At 70.7% G+C, this 13,970-nt stretch carries 15 protein-coding genes; 6 read left to right on the top strand and 9 right to left on the bottom strand.

Features of this window, described 5'->3' with window-relative positions:
- The first annotated feature begins 4 nt into the window (after positions 1–4).
- The 4 genes from ACEZDG_RS03310 (at position 5) to ACEZDG_RS03295 (ending at position 2,993) form a co-directional block, all read left to right on the top strand.
- Positions 5–652: a 4Fe-4S dicluster domain-containing protein gene (locus tag ACEZDG_RS03310; protein ID WP_380502013.1), complete on the top strand. Its 648-nt coding sequence runs from the start codon at positions 5–7 to the stop codon at positions 650–652.
- Entirely contained in the window at positions 649–1,287 is a 639-nt protein-coding gene (locus ACEZDG_RS03305; protein ID WP_380502011.1) for a QcrA and Rieske domain-containing protein, read from the top strand. Before ACEZDG_RS03310 ends, ACEZDG_RS03305 begins: the two co-directional genes overlap by 4 nt.
- On the top strand, positions 1,284–1,637 hold the full coding sequence (locus ACEZDG_RS03300; RefSeq protein WP_380502009.1) for a hypothetical protein: 354 nt from the start codon (positions 1,284–1,286) through the stop codon (positions 1,635–1,637). The genes ACEZDG_RS03305 and ACEZDG_RS03300 overlap by 4 nt, the downstream gene beginning before the upstream one ends.
- Before the next feature lie 99 nt (positions 1,638–1,736).
- A complete protein-coding gene (locus ACEZDG_RS03295; RefSeq protein WP_380502007.1) occupies positions 1,737–2,993 on the top strand; it encodes an MFS transporter in 1,257 nt (418 codons plus the stop codon).
- Between the two features lie 18 nt (positions 2,994–3,011).
- Here the strand turns inward: ACEZDG_RS03295 and ACEZDG_RS03290 are convergent, their stop codons facing one another.
- Complete coding sequence (locus ACEZDG_RS03290; protein WP_380502005.1) at positions 3,012–3,452, bottom strand: acyl-CoA thioesterase; 441 nt, start codon at positions 3,450–3,452, stop codon at positions 3,012–3,014.
- Positions 3,449–4,120: a TetR/AcrR family transcriptional regulator gene (locus ACEZDG_RS03285; RefSeq protein WP_380502003.1), complete on the bottom strand. Its 672-nt coding sequence runs from the start codon at positions 4,118–4,120 to the stop codon at positions 3,449–3,451. The genes ACEZDG_RS03290 and ACEZDG_RS03285 overlap by 4 nt, the downstream gene beginning before the upstream one ends.
- Before the next feature lie 113 nt (positions 4,121–4,233).
- On the opposite strand from ACEZDG_RS03285, the gene ACEZDG_RS03280 reads away from it, so the two are divergent.
- Together ACEZDG_RS03280 and ACEZDG_RS03275 are read left to right on the top strand one after the other, a co-directional pair.
- Positions 4,234–5,406, top strand: a complete 1,173-nt coding sequence (locus ACEZDG_RS03280; protein ID WP_380502001.1) for an HNH endonuclease — start codon at positions 4,234–4,236, stop codon at positions 5,404–5,406.
- 406 nt (positions 5,407–5,812) lie between these two features.
- Positions 5,813–6,214, top strand: coding sequence for a hypothetical protein (locus tag ACEZDG_RS03275; RefSeq protein WP_380501999.1), 402 nt, complete (start codon positions 5,813–5,815; stop codon positions 6,212–6,214).
- 18 nt (positions 6,215–6,232) lie between these two features.
- On the opposite strand, the gene ACEZDG_RS03270 is transcribed toward ACEZDG_RS03275, so the two are convergent.
- The 7 genes from ACEZDG_RS03270 to ACEZDG_RS03240 form a co-directional block, all read right to left on the bottom strand.
- Complete coding sequence (locus ACEZDG_RS03270) at positions 6,233–6,451, bottom strand: hypothetical protein (protein ID WP_380501997.1); 219 nt, start codon at positions 6,449–6,451, stop codon at positions 6,233–6,235.
- Positions 6,452–6,567: 116 nt separating this feature from the next.
- Positions 6,568–7,659 (bottom strand): glycosyltransferase family 2 protein, encoded by a 1,092-nt coding sequence (locus ACEZDG_RS03265; RefSeq protein ID WP_380501995.1) that lies wholly within the window; start codon positions 7,657–7,659, stop codon positions 6,568–6,570.
- A complete protein-coding gene (gene lanKC, locus ACEZDG_RS03260) occupies positions 7,656–10,448 on the bottom strand; it encodes a class III lanthionine synthetase LanKC (RefSeq protein WP_380501993.1) in 2,793 nt (930 codons plus the stop codon). The genes ACEZDG_RS03265 and lanKC overlap by 4 nt, the downstream gene beginning before the upstream one ends.
- Positions 10,449–10,499: 51 nt before the next feature.
- Positions 10,500–12,188 carry a daptide biosynthesis intramembrane metalloprotease gene (gene mpaP / locus ACEZDG_RS03255; RefSeq protein WP_380501991.1) on the bottom strand — a complete coding sequence of 563 codons (1,689 nt, stop codon included), beginning with the start codon at positions 12,186–12,188 and terminating at the stop codon, positions 10,500–10,502.
- 13 nt (positions 12,189–12,201) lie between these two features.
- Positions 12,202–12,948 (bottom strand): ABC transporter permease, encoded by a 747-nt coding sequence (locus ACEZDG_RS03250; protein WP_380501989.1) that lies wholly within the window; start codon positions 12,946–12,948, stop codon positions 12,202–12,204.
- Positions 12,941–13,681, bottom strand: coding sequence for an ATP-binding cassette domain-containing protein (locus ACEZDG_RS03245; protein ID WP_380501987.1), 741 nt, complete (start codon positions 13,679–13,681; stop codon positions 12,941–12,943). Before ACEZDG_RS03245 ends, ACEZDG_RS03250 begins: the two co-directional genes overlap by 8 nt.
- Complete coding sequence (locus ACEZDG_RS03240; RefSeq protein WP_380501985.1) at positions 13,678–13,881, bottom strand: hypothetical protein; 204 nt, start codon at positions 13,879–13,881, stop codon at positions 13,678–13,680. Before ACEZDG_RS03240 ends, ACEZDG_RS03245 begins: the two co-directional genes overlap by 4 nt.
- Between the last annotated feature and the right edge of the window lie 89 nt (positions 13,882–13,970).

Below are 13,970 nucleotides of genomic sequence, written 5' to 3'. Positions count from 1 at the left end.
GGCGATGATGGGACGAACGCTCTTCATCGACCCGGGGCGCTGCATCGGCTGCCAGGCCTGTGTGTCCGGCTGCCGGGAGTGCGACTCGCACCGCGGCAAGTCCATGATCCACCTCGACTACCCGGACCAGGGCAGTTCGGTGGCCTCGCTGCCGACGGTCTGCATGCACTGCGAGGACCCGGTCGCGCCGTGCGCCGAGGTCTGCCCGGCCGAGGCGATCCTGATCAGCCCGGACGGGGTGGTCCACGAGGCCGACCCGACCCGCTGCATCGGCTGCGGCAACTGCGTCAACGCCTGCCCGTTCGGCGTCCCCAAGATCGACCTCGAAGCAAAGCTGCAGATGAAGTGCAATCTGTGTTACGACCGCACCTCGATCGGCCTGGCCCCGATGTGCGCGACGGTCTGCCCGACCGGCGCGCTGTTCTACGGGACCTTGGAGGAACTCCAGGCCGAACGGCCCAACGTGGACGTCTCCAACTGGTTCGAGTTCGGCGACGTGCAGATCACCACCGGTGTCGCCATGGTCATCCCGGCTGACAAGCGCGACCGCCCGGTGCCGGGCGGGATGCCGACCCTCCCCCTGGTGCAGATCAACGGACGCGATACCGGCAGCGGTAGTAGCGGCAGCGGCGGCGTGGGAGGTGTGTGGTGAGCAGCGAACAACTGGACCCGGGTATCCAGCACCAGGGCGGGCACGAGGCGGAGCAACGGGCCCTGCGCGAGCGCCTCGGCACCGACTCGCTGACCTCGCGCCGCGACTACCTGCGGGTGATGACCACGGTCTCCGGCGGCCTGCTGGTCGGCAGCGTCGCGGTCTCGGCCGGCGTACTGCACCGGCACGGCGACGCGGAGGCGGCGGACGTCCCGCTGCTCCGGGTCGCCGAGCGGCTGGACCGGGGGCAGGCGGTGACCTTCAACTACCCCGGCGAGCACGACCGGGCGATGGCGGTCCGGCTCGCCGACGGCAGCGTGGTGGGCTACTCCACCGTCTGCACCCATCTGGCCTGCGGAGTGCTGTGGCGTCAGGACCGGGGCGACGAGGGCGAGTTGTACTGCCCGTGCCACGAGGGCTCCTTCGACGTACGCACCGGCGAGGTCACCGGGGGACCGCCGCCGCGCGGCCTGCCCAAGGTGCTGCTGGAGGAGCGCGCCGACGGCAGCGTCTGGGCGGTGGGCACGGCCTACTCGGACGAGTCCGTGCGGCACGCGGCCTGCCGACAGCTCAGCGCGATCCGGCCCGGTGCCGCCGCACCGGCCTGCGCCCGGGGCGGAGGGAACCAGCCGTGACCTTCCCCCCTGAGTACCACCCCGGCAGCGACGAGCCGCGGCTCAACCGCCCGGTCGCCGAACGCTATCCGCAGATCCGTCCCACCAGCGGCTACGGCGACTCCCGGGTCGTCCACAGCGGCCCGGGACCGGGTGCGGGGACCGAGCAGGAGCCCGAGCGCTCGGCGATCCTCACGGCGCGGCTGTTCGTCGTCCTGAGCGTGGTGGCCGGGCAGCTGTGGGCGCTGAACGTCGGCGTCGACGCCTGGATGCAGGGACGGACCGGAACCGCCTGGTGGTGCACCGGCTTTGAGGCGCTGTCCTTCCTGATCGCCCTGGGCGCCTGGCGGATCGGCCCCCGCGACCGCTGAGCCGTCCGCGCGAACGCCCGTCCGCCCGTCCGCCTATACGCCTGTACGCCTGTACGCCAAAGCCTGTGCGGCAACACCCGACCACCGAGGGACGGAACCATGACCGACACCCGTACCGGCTCCGGTACCGGAACTGACGCCGGATCACCCGAACGGCCGGCGATCCCCACGGCGGCCTGGGTCAACCTCGCCCTCGCCACGGTCGGCATCGCCGTCAACTTCTGGGCCTGGGGCCTGATCAGCCCGCTGGGACCGACCTACAAGCAGCAGCTCGGCCTCAGTTCGTTCCAGCAGTCGTTCCTGGTCGCCGTCCCGGTCCTGGTCGGCTCGCTGGGGCGGATCCCGGTGGGCGCGCTGACCGACAAGTACGGGGCCCGGCTGATGGTCCCGGCGATCAGCTTCGCCACCATCCTGCCGGTGCTGGGCTTGAGCGTGGTCCACAGCTACGCGATGCTGCTGCTGGTCGGCTTCCTCCTCGGCATCGGCGGCAGCTTCTTCGCCGCCGGCGTCCCCTACGTCAACGCATGGTTCCCGCCAGCCCGCCGCGGCATGGCCACCGGCGTCTTCGGGATCGGCACCGGCGGCACCGCCATCGCCTCCTTCTTCACGGCCCGGATGCTGCGCTGGTACGACAACACCAACACCATGTTCTACCTGGTCGCGATCGTGCTGGCGGTCTACGGGCTGATCGCCCTGCTGGTCGCCAGGGACGCGCCGGGCCGCCAGGTACCCGCGCAGCTGTTCGGCCGCCGCTTCGCCGAGGCGCTGCGGGCCCCGGCCACCCTGCCGATGTCGCTCCTCTACGCGGTGGCCTTCGGCGCCTTCGTCGCGATGGGCGTCTACCTTCCCACCTACCTGAAGGAGGCGTACAGCCTCAGCCAGGACGGGGCCTCCACCAGGGCGGCTGGCTTCACTCTGGTCGCGGTGCTGTTCCGGCCGCTGGGCGGAACCCTCTCGGACCGGATCGGCCCGGCGAAGGTGCTGATGGCCTCGTTCGCCACGCTGGGCGTCACCGCGGTCTGGCAGGCGTTCCAACCCGCGCTCAACCCCTGGTCCACGGTGGCCTTCCTGGTCATGGCCGCCAGCGTCGGCCTGGGCTGCGGCGCGGTGTTCGCGCTGGTCGCGGTCGTCACACCGAAGGAGAAGGTCGGCACGGTCACCGGCCTGGTCGGCGCCGCCGGCGGCCTCGGCGGCTACTTCCCCCCGCTGGTCATGGGCTCCGTCTACGGCAGCACCGGCTCCTACGCGATCGGCCTGATGCTGCTCTCGGACGCGGCCTTCGCCGCACTCGTCTACTGCGCGGCCCGACTCCGAGGCCGGGACCGCCGAGACAGCCCGAACGCCTTCGGCAGCTGAGCCGCTCGGCTTTGGGTTCTACGCCGCTGAACGCAGCAACTGACTGACGATCTCCCGCGCGCGGCCGGTGATCGGGCTCGGCCGCAACGTGGCCGGGTCCACCTTCACCTGGACCCGGCGGCCGTTCGCGTGCAGCACCGCGCCGTCCGCCGAGGTGATCGCGAAGCCGTAGACCACGCTGCTGCTGCCCAGGCGCTCCACCCACATCCGCACCGCGGCCGTGCCGGGGCGGGTGATCGGCGCGTGGTAGGTGATGCTGAACTCGCGGACCACGAAGAACGAGTCGCCGAAGTCGGCCGCCCCCGGATCGAAGGTCCAGCCGCGTTCGGTCCAGAAGGCGCTCAACGCCCGTTCCAGCAGCAGCACATAGCGGGCGTTGTGGACGACGCCGAGTGCGTCCAGGTCGTCGAAGTGCACCTGGACGGTCTCCAGGTGCCCGGGCTCGGTGAGAGTGGTCATGACGCGTTCTCCGTCTCCGTAAGGTTCGACAGGCTGGACAGGCTGGGAAGGATCGAAGGGTCGGTGCTCAGCGCCCGCAGCCGGTCGAGTACGGCCCGGCGGCTGTGGAGCAGGCCGTGGCTGCCACCGGGCATCAGCCGCAGATGGGTGACCACCGCCTCGCCCAGCGCGTTGATCTCGAAGGCAAGCTGCTCCGGATCGGTGTCCGGCCGCAGTTCGCCCAACTCGCCCGCCTGGACGGCGACCTGCCGCAGCAGCGCCAGCCAGTCCACCAGCGCCTGCGCGATGGCGTCATGGACGGGCCCGGGCCAGTCGTCGAACTCATGCTGCACGGCGGCGAAGAAGCAGCCACCGGGGAGGGTCTCGGCCTCGTAGAAGCCCAACCGCTGCTCATGCAGCGCCCAGAGCCGACGCACCCCCCGAGGCCGGGCCAGCGCCGGCGCGACGATGAGCTCGGTCCACTGCCGAGTGGCGTGCTCCACGATCGCCAGCTGCAGATGCTGCTTGTCCGGCCAGTGCGTGAACAGCCCGGACTTGCTCACCCCGAGCGTCAGCGCCAACCGCGCCAGCGACAACCCCTCCAACCCCTCGACCGACGCCATCGCCACAGCCGCATCCAACACCGACCGACGCGTCCGCTCACCCCTGGCCAGCCGCCCATCACTCATGCGGCGCAGCCTACCAAACTTTCCGACCGACCGGTCGCACTTATTTATCCCTTCTTCGGCCAGAGCAGGTGGCGTCGTAGGCTCTGTGTTGACACAGGTAGGCAGGGGGAGCGATGAGTAGTCCAGCGTTGACGGATGCTGATGCTGTACGCCAGGTAGTCAATGAGTATAAGAAGCAAGGACGGCAGGCCTTCTTGGCTCGCTACAACTTCCAACCGGCGAAACGATTCCTCCTTCAGCATGAGGGGCGGCTGTACGACGCCAAGGCGATCGTCAACGCGGCGTACCAGGCACAGCACGGCCAGCCGGCTCCCCACATCATTAGCGGTGGTCGGGCTCACAGCAACGCGCTTCTGGAGAAGCTAGGTTTTACGGTCGTTGACCGCCGTCCCACCACTGTGGAGGGCGAGTTGGCTTGGCGTCTGGCGTTGTGGGCTCACCTCGAAGCAACGCAAGACCTTGCTGCCGTTCCGCCGCAGGCCCTCCGGGAGTTTGATGCCTACGGAGGCCAACAGGGCATCTGGGTCGACTCGGCTAGAACCAGCCTTATCGGGCTGGGTCAGATTGCCGTATCGTTCCTGCATACGGGAGCTGACTATCCAGACGACATGACTGATGACGCGGCTCTGTATCACTATCCGACGACCAGGCGGCTCGGCGAACGCGATCAAGCTGAGATTAACGCAACTAAAACCGCGGCCAATCTCAAGCTTCCTATTTTTGTCATTTCAAAGCCAACACCACGTTCTGCAGTGCGGGGTGTCCAGCTCGCTTGGGTGGAGGGTTGGGAGGACCAAAGCAAGCTTTTCCTGGTCACCTATAACCAGGCGGCGCCTGAGCGGATTATTCAGGATGACCGTTCCGATGAATCGGCTTTTGTGTTGTCCGGAAACCGAAGCCATCAGAGCCGTCGCAATGTACGCGTTCGCCCTGGTCAGCCTCGCTTCAAGCTGGAAGTGTTTCAAAGGTATGGTCCGCGCTGCGTATTGTCTGGGATCGCCGTTCCCGAGATGATCGAGGCGGCGCATCTGCGTCCGGTCGCGGATGAGGGTTCGGATGACCCGCGCAATGGGCTCCCGCTCAATGGTGCATTGCATCGCGCTTTCGATGCGCATCTTTTTGCCATCGAGCCAGAGTCGCTGGAGGTCGTGACGCGTCCGCAAGGTCCGTCCCTTGAGGAACTGCACATTACCGTCAGCAACTTGAAGGATCTTCCGCGGAAGCCTCACCACGATGCCTTGGAGTGGCGCTACCAGGAATGGCGCCGCCGGACTGGCCTTAACTGACGGTGCGGCGTGGTTTCGACCTTCTGGCCAAGATTGATACCGGATGGATTTGGCTGAACCATCGGCGGATCGCTCACAGCTTTGCCATATTGGCACGATGACTGATCAGGTGAGCGGGTCCGGGGAGTCGCAGTATCCGAGCGATGTCGGTGGGGGTGGGGGCTCTGCGTCGGGGCGGGGGTGGGGGGCGCGGTCGGTGGTGGCTGGGGTGGTTGGGCTGGTGGTGGGGGCGGCGTTGGTCGGGGTGCCGTGGTTGGTGACGTCGGGGGGTTCGGGGCCGGGGTACGGCAGTGCGGGGACGGCGGGGCGTACGCTCAGTCCGCCGGCGACGTTGGGGGGTCTGGCGCAGTACGCGAAGGCGCTGACGGGGGTCGGGGGCGCCAAGGGGGCGGCCAGTGGGGCCACGATGGACGCGCAGGACACGAAGAGTGCGCAGCGGTTGTCCCAGGCGTACGGCGGGGCCAAGGCCGTCGTCCAGCACTATGCGGACAGTGGGGTCGCGGAGATCGTGATCCTTGATGCTGTTTCCGCGTCGTCGCCGCAGCCGTATGTGCCGTACGAGGATGCGGCGCAGCTGGGGATGGCTGTGCCGCCGGACCAGTTGGTGCAGGTCGGCCAGGTCGCCTGTGTGGTCTACAACCAGGGGACGGCGGCCGGGCAGAAGCCCACGGCGGAGTCGGTGGTGGTCAACTACTGTCAGCGCACCGGGAGTGGGCTGACCGTGCAACTCCGTGCGAGTGGGGATCTGCAGCACCAGCCGCAGCAAATGGCGGCGCTGGTGGAGAAGGCCTGGACGGCGCTTTCCTGACTGCCCCACAGCACCTTCCTACAGCTTCCAGGAGCGTAGGGCGGGGTCGGCGAGGGCGCGTTCGACTGCCGTGCGGACGGTGCTGAGGGGGACACCGTCGGGCGGGGTGATCTCCAGGATCAGGGCGCCGTCGGGGTGGGTGGAGGTGCAGTGCCAGGTGTTGGGCAGCAGGGCGATCAGGCGGGCGGCGGCGAGTTCGGGCGCGCCGGTCGGGTTGCCTGGCCTGCGGGGGACCACGGGGAGTCGGTACGGGGAAGGGCGGAGTGGGGGAAGGGAGGGGGGAGGGGAGCCGAGAGGGGAGTTGAGGGGGGAGGGATGCGGGACGGTCTTGTTCCCTTGTGGGTCCGGGGCGGTCACTGGGAGGGCTCCAGGAGGGCTGCGGGGGCTGGGCGTTGTGCGACAACAAGGGGGGTGGCGCCGTGCGGGGCGAGGATGGTGTCGATCAGGGCGAAGTGGGTGGCTTGAACGCGGCGGGCGAGGGTCCGTAGCCGCGCGGCATGGGATTCGGTGGAGCACCACAGGGTCTGCGCGAGGACGTAGCGGCCCTGGCGGGGGAGCAGGTGGAGTTCGGGCCACAGGGGTGTGTCGTCCGAGGTTGCGGCGTCGATTTCGGCGTCAAGGTCGCCGTCCCAGCCCCGCGGTGCGTGGAACCGGGGCGCGGTGCTGAGCCTGCCGTACCAGGCGCGGGTGTCGTCGCGGTGGGCGGTGCGGAGGGCGGAACTGTGGCGCGCGTCCTGCAGCTCGCGCAGGGCGGCGTGGGCTCGGCGCGGGTCGTCGAAGACAGCGAGCGGGAGCAGGTGTCTGCGGGGGGTGCGGTAGCGGCGGGTGCCGGTGTCGTCGAGCAGCAGCGCGGTCCGGTCCGGCACGGTGGTGAAGTCCAGGCCGGCGTCGGTCAGGCGCAGCCACAGGTCCCAGTCCTCAAGACCGACGCCGTTGCGCCAGCCGCCCACCCGCTCCGGCAGGCCGCGCAGGTGGGCGACCCGGGAGGGCTCGAACAGCGGCCCCAGGACCTGGATCTCCGGATGCCAGCAGAGCGCCAGCGACCGGGACTCGGCGGTCACCGCACCGGCGGCGTCGACGCGGGTGAAACCGGTGGCCACCAGGGCGGCACCGTCCGCGAAGGTGCGCAGCAGTACGTCCAGGTGGTCGGGGCGCCAGCGGTCGTCGTGGTCCAGGTAGGCGACGACCTCGCCGCGGGCCTCGGCCAGGCCGGTGTTGCGCGGAGTGCTGGGGTGGCCCTGGTGCGGGATGCGGATCAGCCTGATCCGATCGTCCTGCGCGGCTGCGGCGCGGACCACCTCGTCGGTGTCGTCGGTGCTGCCGTCCGAGACGACGAGCAGTTCGAAGTCGCGGACGGTCTGGGCCTGGACGGAGCCGAGGGTGGCGACGAGGTGGGTGGAACGGTTGTAGGTGGGACAGATGACGGTGACCTGAGGGTGGCTCATACCGTCAACTTCCCTGCGTGCGTGGGAGAAGAGAGGAAGGGGAGGCCGCTGCCCGGGGTCCTGGCGGTGGCGACGGCGAGCAGGACACCGGCGGCGCCGGTCGCCAGGTCGGTGGAGAAGCGAAGGGCGTGGTCGCCGAGGAGCTCCACGTGTCCGTCGATCGGGACGGCGTGCCAGCCGAAGGCGCGGATGTGGCGTTCCTGGGAGGGGGTTGGCTCGCCATGGGTGAGTTGATGGAGTGTCAGGAGGGTGCCGGCGCGGCCGTGGAACAGGCCGGCGTTCATGGTGAACTCGCGGTCTGCGCCCTCGCGGATGCGTTCGGCGGCTGCGACGAGTTCCGGGGCCGGATCGCTGAGCCGGTCCAGGAGTTGCTGCAGGACGATGGCGACGCCGCCGCCTGCGGTGAGGTACGGGGCCTGCCAGGGGGCGTCGCCGCCGGGGCGGGGCACTTGCGGGTCGGTCGGGTCGGTCGGGTCGCTCGGGCCGTTCGGCGTGGCGCTCCAGCCGAGGGCGGCGAGGTCCTCGCGTAGCGCGGTTTCAGCGGCGGCTAGGAGGGCGGCGTCGCCATTGCGTTCGTGCAGGCGCAGGAGGAGCAGGGCGTCGCCGGTGCGGCCGTGCAGCAGGCCGGGGCGGGCGGCCCGGCGGACTTCGGCGGCTGCCTGGCGGGCCAGTTCCTCGGCTGTGCGGAGCAGGGAGGGGTCGTTGGTGCGGTCGCTGAAGTGCAGTGCGGCGAGGGCGATTCCGGCGGTGCCGCTGAGGAGGCTGCCGCCGGCGTCCTCGATCGGGAGGGCGAGTGCACGGTGGAGCAGTTCGGCGGCCTGCTCGGGGCGGCCCAGTCGGTCCAGGGCGAAGGCCAGGCCGCTGAGGCCGTCGTAGAAGCCGGGACGGGGCTGCTCCGAACTCTGCGCGGCCTTGGCCGACTTGGCCAGCCAGTCGACGTGGGCGTCCGGGACGGGGCTGCCGGACTCGGCGACCGCCCAGAGCACGCCTGCGGCTCCATGGGCGAAGGTGGTACCGCCGGTGGGTGTGGCGAACTGCTCGATGTCGCCGGGGAAGAGGCGGTCCTGGCGGTCGGGTGTCGCGGCGGCGGTGATTCCGGCGCTGATGGCGCCGCGCAGCTGGTCCCACGCCTCGGGCCGGGCATCCCACCAGGAGGTGTTGTCCCCGACGGTGGCCTGTTCTGAGACGGTGGCCTGTTCTGAGAGGGTGGGTTGGCCTGAGGTGGTGGGCCGCTCCGCAACGGTGGCGTGTTCTGAGACGGTGTTCCGCTCCGCGAGGGCGTTCCGTCCCGCGAGGGCGTTCCGCTCCGCGACGGCGTCGACCTCCGCGAGGCCGTCTACCTCCAGCGCAGCGTCTACCTCCGCCGCGGCGTTCGTCGGCCACGCGGCTGGGCCCAGGTCGTCGTAGACGTGGTGGGCGAAGTCCTCGGGGACGGGGAAGCGTTCCCTGATCACGGCGAGGAACTGGTCGGCCTTGGCCCGGTCCCAGGGCAGTGCCACCGTCAGCGGTAGGAACAGCGCGAGGCGCAGGCAGCCGAGCGCATAGCGGTCGACCGCCGCGCCGGTGTAGCCGAACGGGGCGCGGAAGCCGGGTGCGCCGATGGACTGTCCGGCCTCGGCGTCGGTCGCGCTGGCGGTCTCCAGGTCGATGAAGGCGATGCTGCCGTCCTCGCGGACCAGGACGTTGTTGGGGTGCAGGTCGCCGAAGACCACACCACGCTCGTGCATCGCGTGCACGCCCGCGTCGATCTGCTCCAGGATCTTGAGCGCCCAGGAGGTGTACTCGGCGCACCGGTCGTCCGAACGCTCGCCGCTGACCAGGGGGTTGCGGGTCAGCATCTCCTGGATCAGCGGCACACCGTCGACGTAGGCGCGGGCGAGGAAGAAGTGTTCGCGCCCGACCCGGTAGTCCACCAGTTCCGGGATGGCGGGCAGGCCGGACAACTGCCGCAGTGCCCAGTGCTCGCGTTCCAGCCGGGTGACCGCGTCGGCGCCGCTCTCGTCCAGGCCGGCCATCGGGCGGGCCTCCTTGAGCAGCACGGTACTGCCGTCGCGGCGGTCGGTGGCGAGGTAGACGCCGCCGCCGTTGGAGAAGTGCAGCGCCTTGGACACCGCGAACGGGAAGCCGTCCAGCGTCCCGGAGTTGCGTGCCTGCAGTGCCTCGGCCAGGCAGTCGGGCAGGACGGCCCAGGCGGGCGGACGGAAGCCGGGGCCGCGCCGGTCGGGAACCAGCGCCCCCTGCGGGTCGGTGACGCAGTACACCACCTCGCCGGTCTCGGCGGACCGGGCCAACTGCTCGACGAAGGCCCCGTACCGGACGTAGAGCGGGCCGGATCTCCAGCGCAGGTCGCTGAGGATGTACGGGCCGGGCTCGCCGTCGAGCAGGACGCCGAGTTCGTCCAGGACGGTCGCGAACTGCTCGTCGTCGGCCGGGTAGAGGGTGATGAACTTGCCGCTGCTGCCACGGTCGCCGTACTTGCTGTTGCGCCAGGTGAGCACGTCCATGCTGCGGATGAACTTGAAGGGCACGGCGTTGCGCACGCAGTATTCCCAGGTGGTGTCGAGGATCCGGCGGGCGTTGGGCAGGTCCGCCGACACATGGATCTTCCAGCCCTGGGGCCGGAGCATCGCCCCGTCCGGGCAGAGGAAGTCCCAGTCGGCGTTGGTCCGCCGGTGCCAGCCCTCCGGCAGCGCGCCGTCCGGTGCCATGAACCCTGCCTCGGCCGGGACTTGGGGCAGGTCGTAGAAGCGGCTGCCGGCCTGGCAGAACTTCATGTACTGCAGGTTCATGACGGCCTCCTTGGACCACGGAACAGGGAACACGGACGAAAGAAGTTCGGGCTACCAGCGCCAGACCGGGGCCAGGTAGGTGTCGTAGCACCAGACCGCCAGCGTCCTGCGGCCGGTGTCCAGCACGGCCGCGCCGGTACGGTCGGCCGGGGCCGCGTCCACCCGGAGCCGGACGCCGGACGCGGGCAGTGACAGCAGGTCGCCGCTGACCGGGGTGAACGCCGAGATCGGCGCGGTGGTACTGGTGGCGTGCGGGTCCTGGACGGTCGCCGAGCCGCTGCGGCTCCGGGTCATCACGCCGGCCCGGTAGAGCGCGACCGGCTCCCCGGCCCGGACCGCGCCCATGTCCGCCGAGGTGGGCAGCACCAGCTCGACCCGGCCGTCGGACCCGGTCACGTAGCCGCCGGAGAGCCGGTACGGGACGCTCACCAGCATCAGCGCCGCGGCCACCGCCGCGGCGGCCAGGGTCCCGGCCAGGGCCACCCGCCAGAGCGGGGCGCCCGCCGCACGGGCCTCGCGGACCAGCCGTCGCGCACCGCGCCAGAGCCGGTAGCCGACGTAGCAGAGCACCGCGCAGACCGCCGCCGCCCCGAACTCGCCGATCCGCTGCAGCAGCCCGGCCCACAGGGCGACGGCACTGCCGATCAGGTACAGCGGGAAGGCCAGGCAGGCCAGCCCGTACGGCACGGACCAGCGCAGTTCCGGGAGTTCACGGACGTACCGGCCGCCGAAGAGCAGCCGGGACAGGAAGCGCCGGCCGTCGGTCATCGAGCGGTCGCGCAGGTGCGGCAGGTCCAGATGGCTCATCAGGGCGATGTAGCCGTCCAGCTTCACCAGCGGCAGCAGGTTCACCAGGCCGCTGACATAACTGGCCAGCGCGAACACCAGCACTGCCTCGCGCAGTGTGGACGCGGACAGGAACAGGCAGCTCAGCGCCGCCACCCCGGCCACCACCGCCTGGGCCGCGATCCCGGCGAGCGCCACCCTGACCCGCTGCTCCCTGCGGCCGAGCCGCCAGCCGTCGGAGACGTCGCAGAAGAACGCGGGGGACAGGTAGAACAGCATCACGCCCATCCGGCTCGGCCGACCGCCGTAGTAGGTGAGCAGGGCGCCGTGGCTGAACTCGTGCACGGCGGTGGTCGCCAGCACTCCGCCGAGGATCCCGGCGTACGCGGCGAGCGGCAGCGGCGCGCCGAGGGCCGCCGTCAGCGCCGGCGCCATCAGGGCCAGCGCGAGCAGGCCGCCCAGCGCGCAGACCAGCGCGGCGACCGCGACGCCCCGGTTGGCGAGCCGCGCCAGCAGCGGTGACATCCGGGACAGCAGCCGCTCCGGCCGGAGCACGGTGAACTGGACCGTCAGCGGCGGGACGAACCTCAACCGGCGGTCCCGCTTGGGCCGTTCGGCGCCGTCGTCGAGCACCCGGGCGCCGGCCAGGGTGTGCAGCGCCTTGGCCACGTCCGCGGTGGTCCACGGCGCGCCGAGGAGGTCGACGAGTGCCCGGTGGTCCCGGGTGCCGTCCAGCGCCTGCACCAGCCGGGCCAGGTCGGGCTGCACCCGGAAGTACCCGGCGGTGCCCCGCTGGATGATCCAGGGCTGGCCCTCCTCGCTCGGCCGGTGCACCCGGACGTCACTGGCGATCCGGGGCCGCTCCAGGTACGCGGGGTCCAGCGGCGGCACCACCCGCGCCGCAGCCGGGGACGCCGGGTCGGACGGTTCTGCCAGGGCCTGCTTCTGTGCCATGGTCCTCGGCTCCTCAGCTGCTGATGTCGCGGGACAGGACGATCGCGCGGGCGGCGAGTCCGGCGGCGAGCAGCCAGCCGGCGATGACCAGCAGGGCGACCGGCTCGGACAGCAGGTCGGTGTGCCGGTCCCGGTAGACCGAACTCATGGCGATGGTCATCAGGTACTTGCCGACCGCCGGGACCAGCCGCTGCAGTGCCGGGTCGACCAGCAGGGTCAGCCCCAGCACCGTTGCCACCGAGGCGAGTTGGTTGCGGCAGAGCCAGCCGAGGAAGACCCCCCAGGGCCCAGCGAGCAGGCTGCACAGGAACACACCCAGCACGGTCAGCCAGGTCTCCCCGGTCCACTGCGGCGTGCGGCCGTAGCCACTGAGCGTGCCCCAGGCGGACAGCAGGCCCAGGGCGACGGCGAAGAGGCCGGACAGCGCGCCCAGCGCCGTGCCGACCGCCAGTTTGGCGCCGAACAGCCGGGCTCGGCTGCCACCCAGCAGCACCGAGCGGCCGATGGTGCCGGAGGAGAACTCGCGACCGACCACAACGGCCCCGAACAGGCCCGCGAAGAGCAGCATCATCATCCAGGAGCGCACCACGTCGCCGGTCACCGAGCTCGCCGTGGCCGTCCCCTGCTCGATGGCCTGGTTGCCCTGGGAGGCGTAACCGAAGCTGGTGATCAGGCACATGAAGGAGCCGCAGCAGAGCAGGACCAGCCAACTGCGCCCGGTCCACGCCTTGCGCCACTCCGCGGCCAGCAGGTTACGCATGGCTCTGCTCCTTTCCGACGGTGCCGGCTCCGACCAGGTCGAAGAAGCGGTCCTCCAGCCGGTCGTTCTGACGGGGAATCAACTCACTGAGCGGGCCCGCATAGCGGAGCGTCCGCTCCAGGACGACCACGTCGTCCACGGTCTGCTCGACCTCGGCGAGGAGGTGGCTGGACAGCAGCACGGTGCGGCCCTCCTCGGCGAGCGAGCGGAGGGTGGTCCGCAGCCAGCGGATGCCGTCCGGGTCAAGGCCGTTGGCGGGCTCGTCCAGGACCAGCAGCTCCGGGTCGGCGAGCAGGGCGGTGGCCAGGGCGAGGCGCTGGCGCATGCCGGTGGAGTAGCCCTTGACCCTGCGGTCGGCGCTGTCGGTCAGCCCGACCCGTTCCAGCACCTGGTCCACCCGGCTCGTGGGCAGGCCCAAGGTGCTTGCCCAGATCCGGAGTTCGCGTCGTCCGGTGGCACCGGGGGTCCAGCCGAGGCCGTCCATGCTCACCCCGATCCGGTGCGCGGCGCGGGGCAGGTCCTGGTAGCGGTGGCCGAACACGGTCGCGCTGCCGGAGGTGGGACGGGCCAGGCCGAGCAGCACCCGCAGCGAGGTCGTCTTGCCCGCGCCGTTGCGCCCCAGCAGGCCGGTGACCCGTCCGGGGCGGACCTGGAAGCTCAGCTCCTCGACGGCCCGCACCGTGCCGAACTCCTTGGTCAGGGACTGGAATTCAATGGCGGGAGCGCTGCTCATCGCTGCCTCCGGAGTGAGCCGAAGAGGGCCCCGATCACGGCGATCAGCAGGATCAGAGTGGCGGAGAGGACGGTCATCGCCCCGGTGCGAGTGGAACCCGGGGGCAGGGCGACGGACATCAGCAGGGCGGTGGTGTTGAGCGCGCAGAACAGGGCGAGCACGGCGATCTGCGTACGCGGTCGCCGCCGGTTCTCGTCCACGGGTCCTCCAGGTGTGGTGCGGTGTGGGAAGGAGCAGCGCAGGGTGCGAGGAGCGCCGTGGTGGTGGCAGCGGACTGCCACCACCACGG

Source organism: Streptacidiphilus alkalitolerans, from assembly GCF_042511045.1.
GTDB lineage: Bacteria > Actinomycetota > Actinomycetes > Streptomycetales > Streptomycetaceae > Streptacidiphilus > Streptacidiphilus alkalitolerans.
Note: the sequence above shows the minus strand (reverse complement) of the source record. Positions and strands in the feature narration are given on the sequence as shown.

Bases quoted from the DNA above. Each gene is read 5' to 3' on its own strand.
- ACEZDG_RS03285 (WP_380502003.1), bottom strand. From the start codon at position 4,120: ATGAGTGATGGGCGGCTGGCCAGGGGTGAGCGGACGCGTCGGTCGGTG.
- ACEZDG_RS03295 (WP_380502007.1), top strand. From the start codon at position 1,737: ATGACCGACACCCGTACCGGCTCCGGTACCGGAACTGACGCCGGATCA.
- mpaP (WP_380501991.1), bottom strand. From the start codon at position 12,188: ATGGCACAGAAGCAGGCCCTGGCAGAACCGTCCGACCCGGCGTCCCCG.
- ACEZDG_RS03265 (WP_380501995.1), bottom strand. From the start codon at position 7,659: ATGAGCCACCCTCAGGTCACCGTCATCTGTCCCACCTACAACCGTTCC.
- ACEZDG_RS03250 (WP_380501989.1), bottom strand. From the start codon at position 12,948: ATGCGTAACCTGCTGGCCGCGGAGTGGCGCAAGGCGTGGACCGGGCGC.
- ACEZDG_RS03245 (WP_380501987.1), bottom strand. From the start codon at position 13,681: ATGAGCAGCGCTCCCGCCATTGAATTCCAGTCCCTGACCAAGGAGTTC.
- ACEZDG_RS03275 (WP_380501999.1), top strand. From the start codon at position 5,813: ATGGACGCGCAGGACACGAAGAGTGCGCAGCGGTTGTCCCAGGCGTAC.
- lanKC (WP_380501993.1), bottom strand. From the start codon at position 10,448: ATGAACCTGCAGTACATGAAGTTCTGCCAGGCCGGCAGCCGCTTCTAC.
- ACEZDG_RS03280 (WP_380502001.1), top strand. From the start codon at position 4,234: ATGAGTAGTCCAGCGTTGACGGATGCTGATGCTGTACGCCAGGTAGTC.
- ACEZDG_RS03290 (WP_380502005.1), bottom strand. From the start codon at position 3,452: ATGACCACTCTCACCGAGCCCGGGCACCTGGAGACCGTCCAGGTGCAC.
- ACEZDG_RS03310 (WP_380502013.1), top strand. From the start codon at position 5: ATGATGGGACGAACGCTCTTCATCGACCCGGGGCGCTGCATCGGCTGC.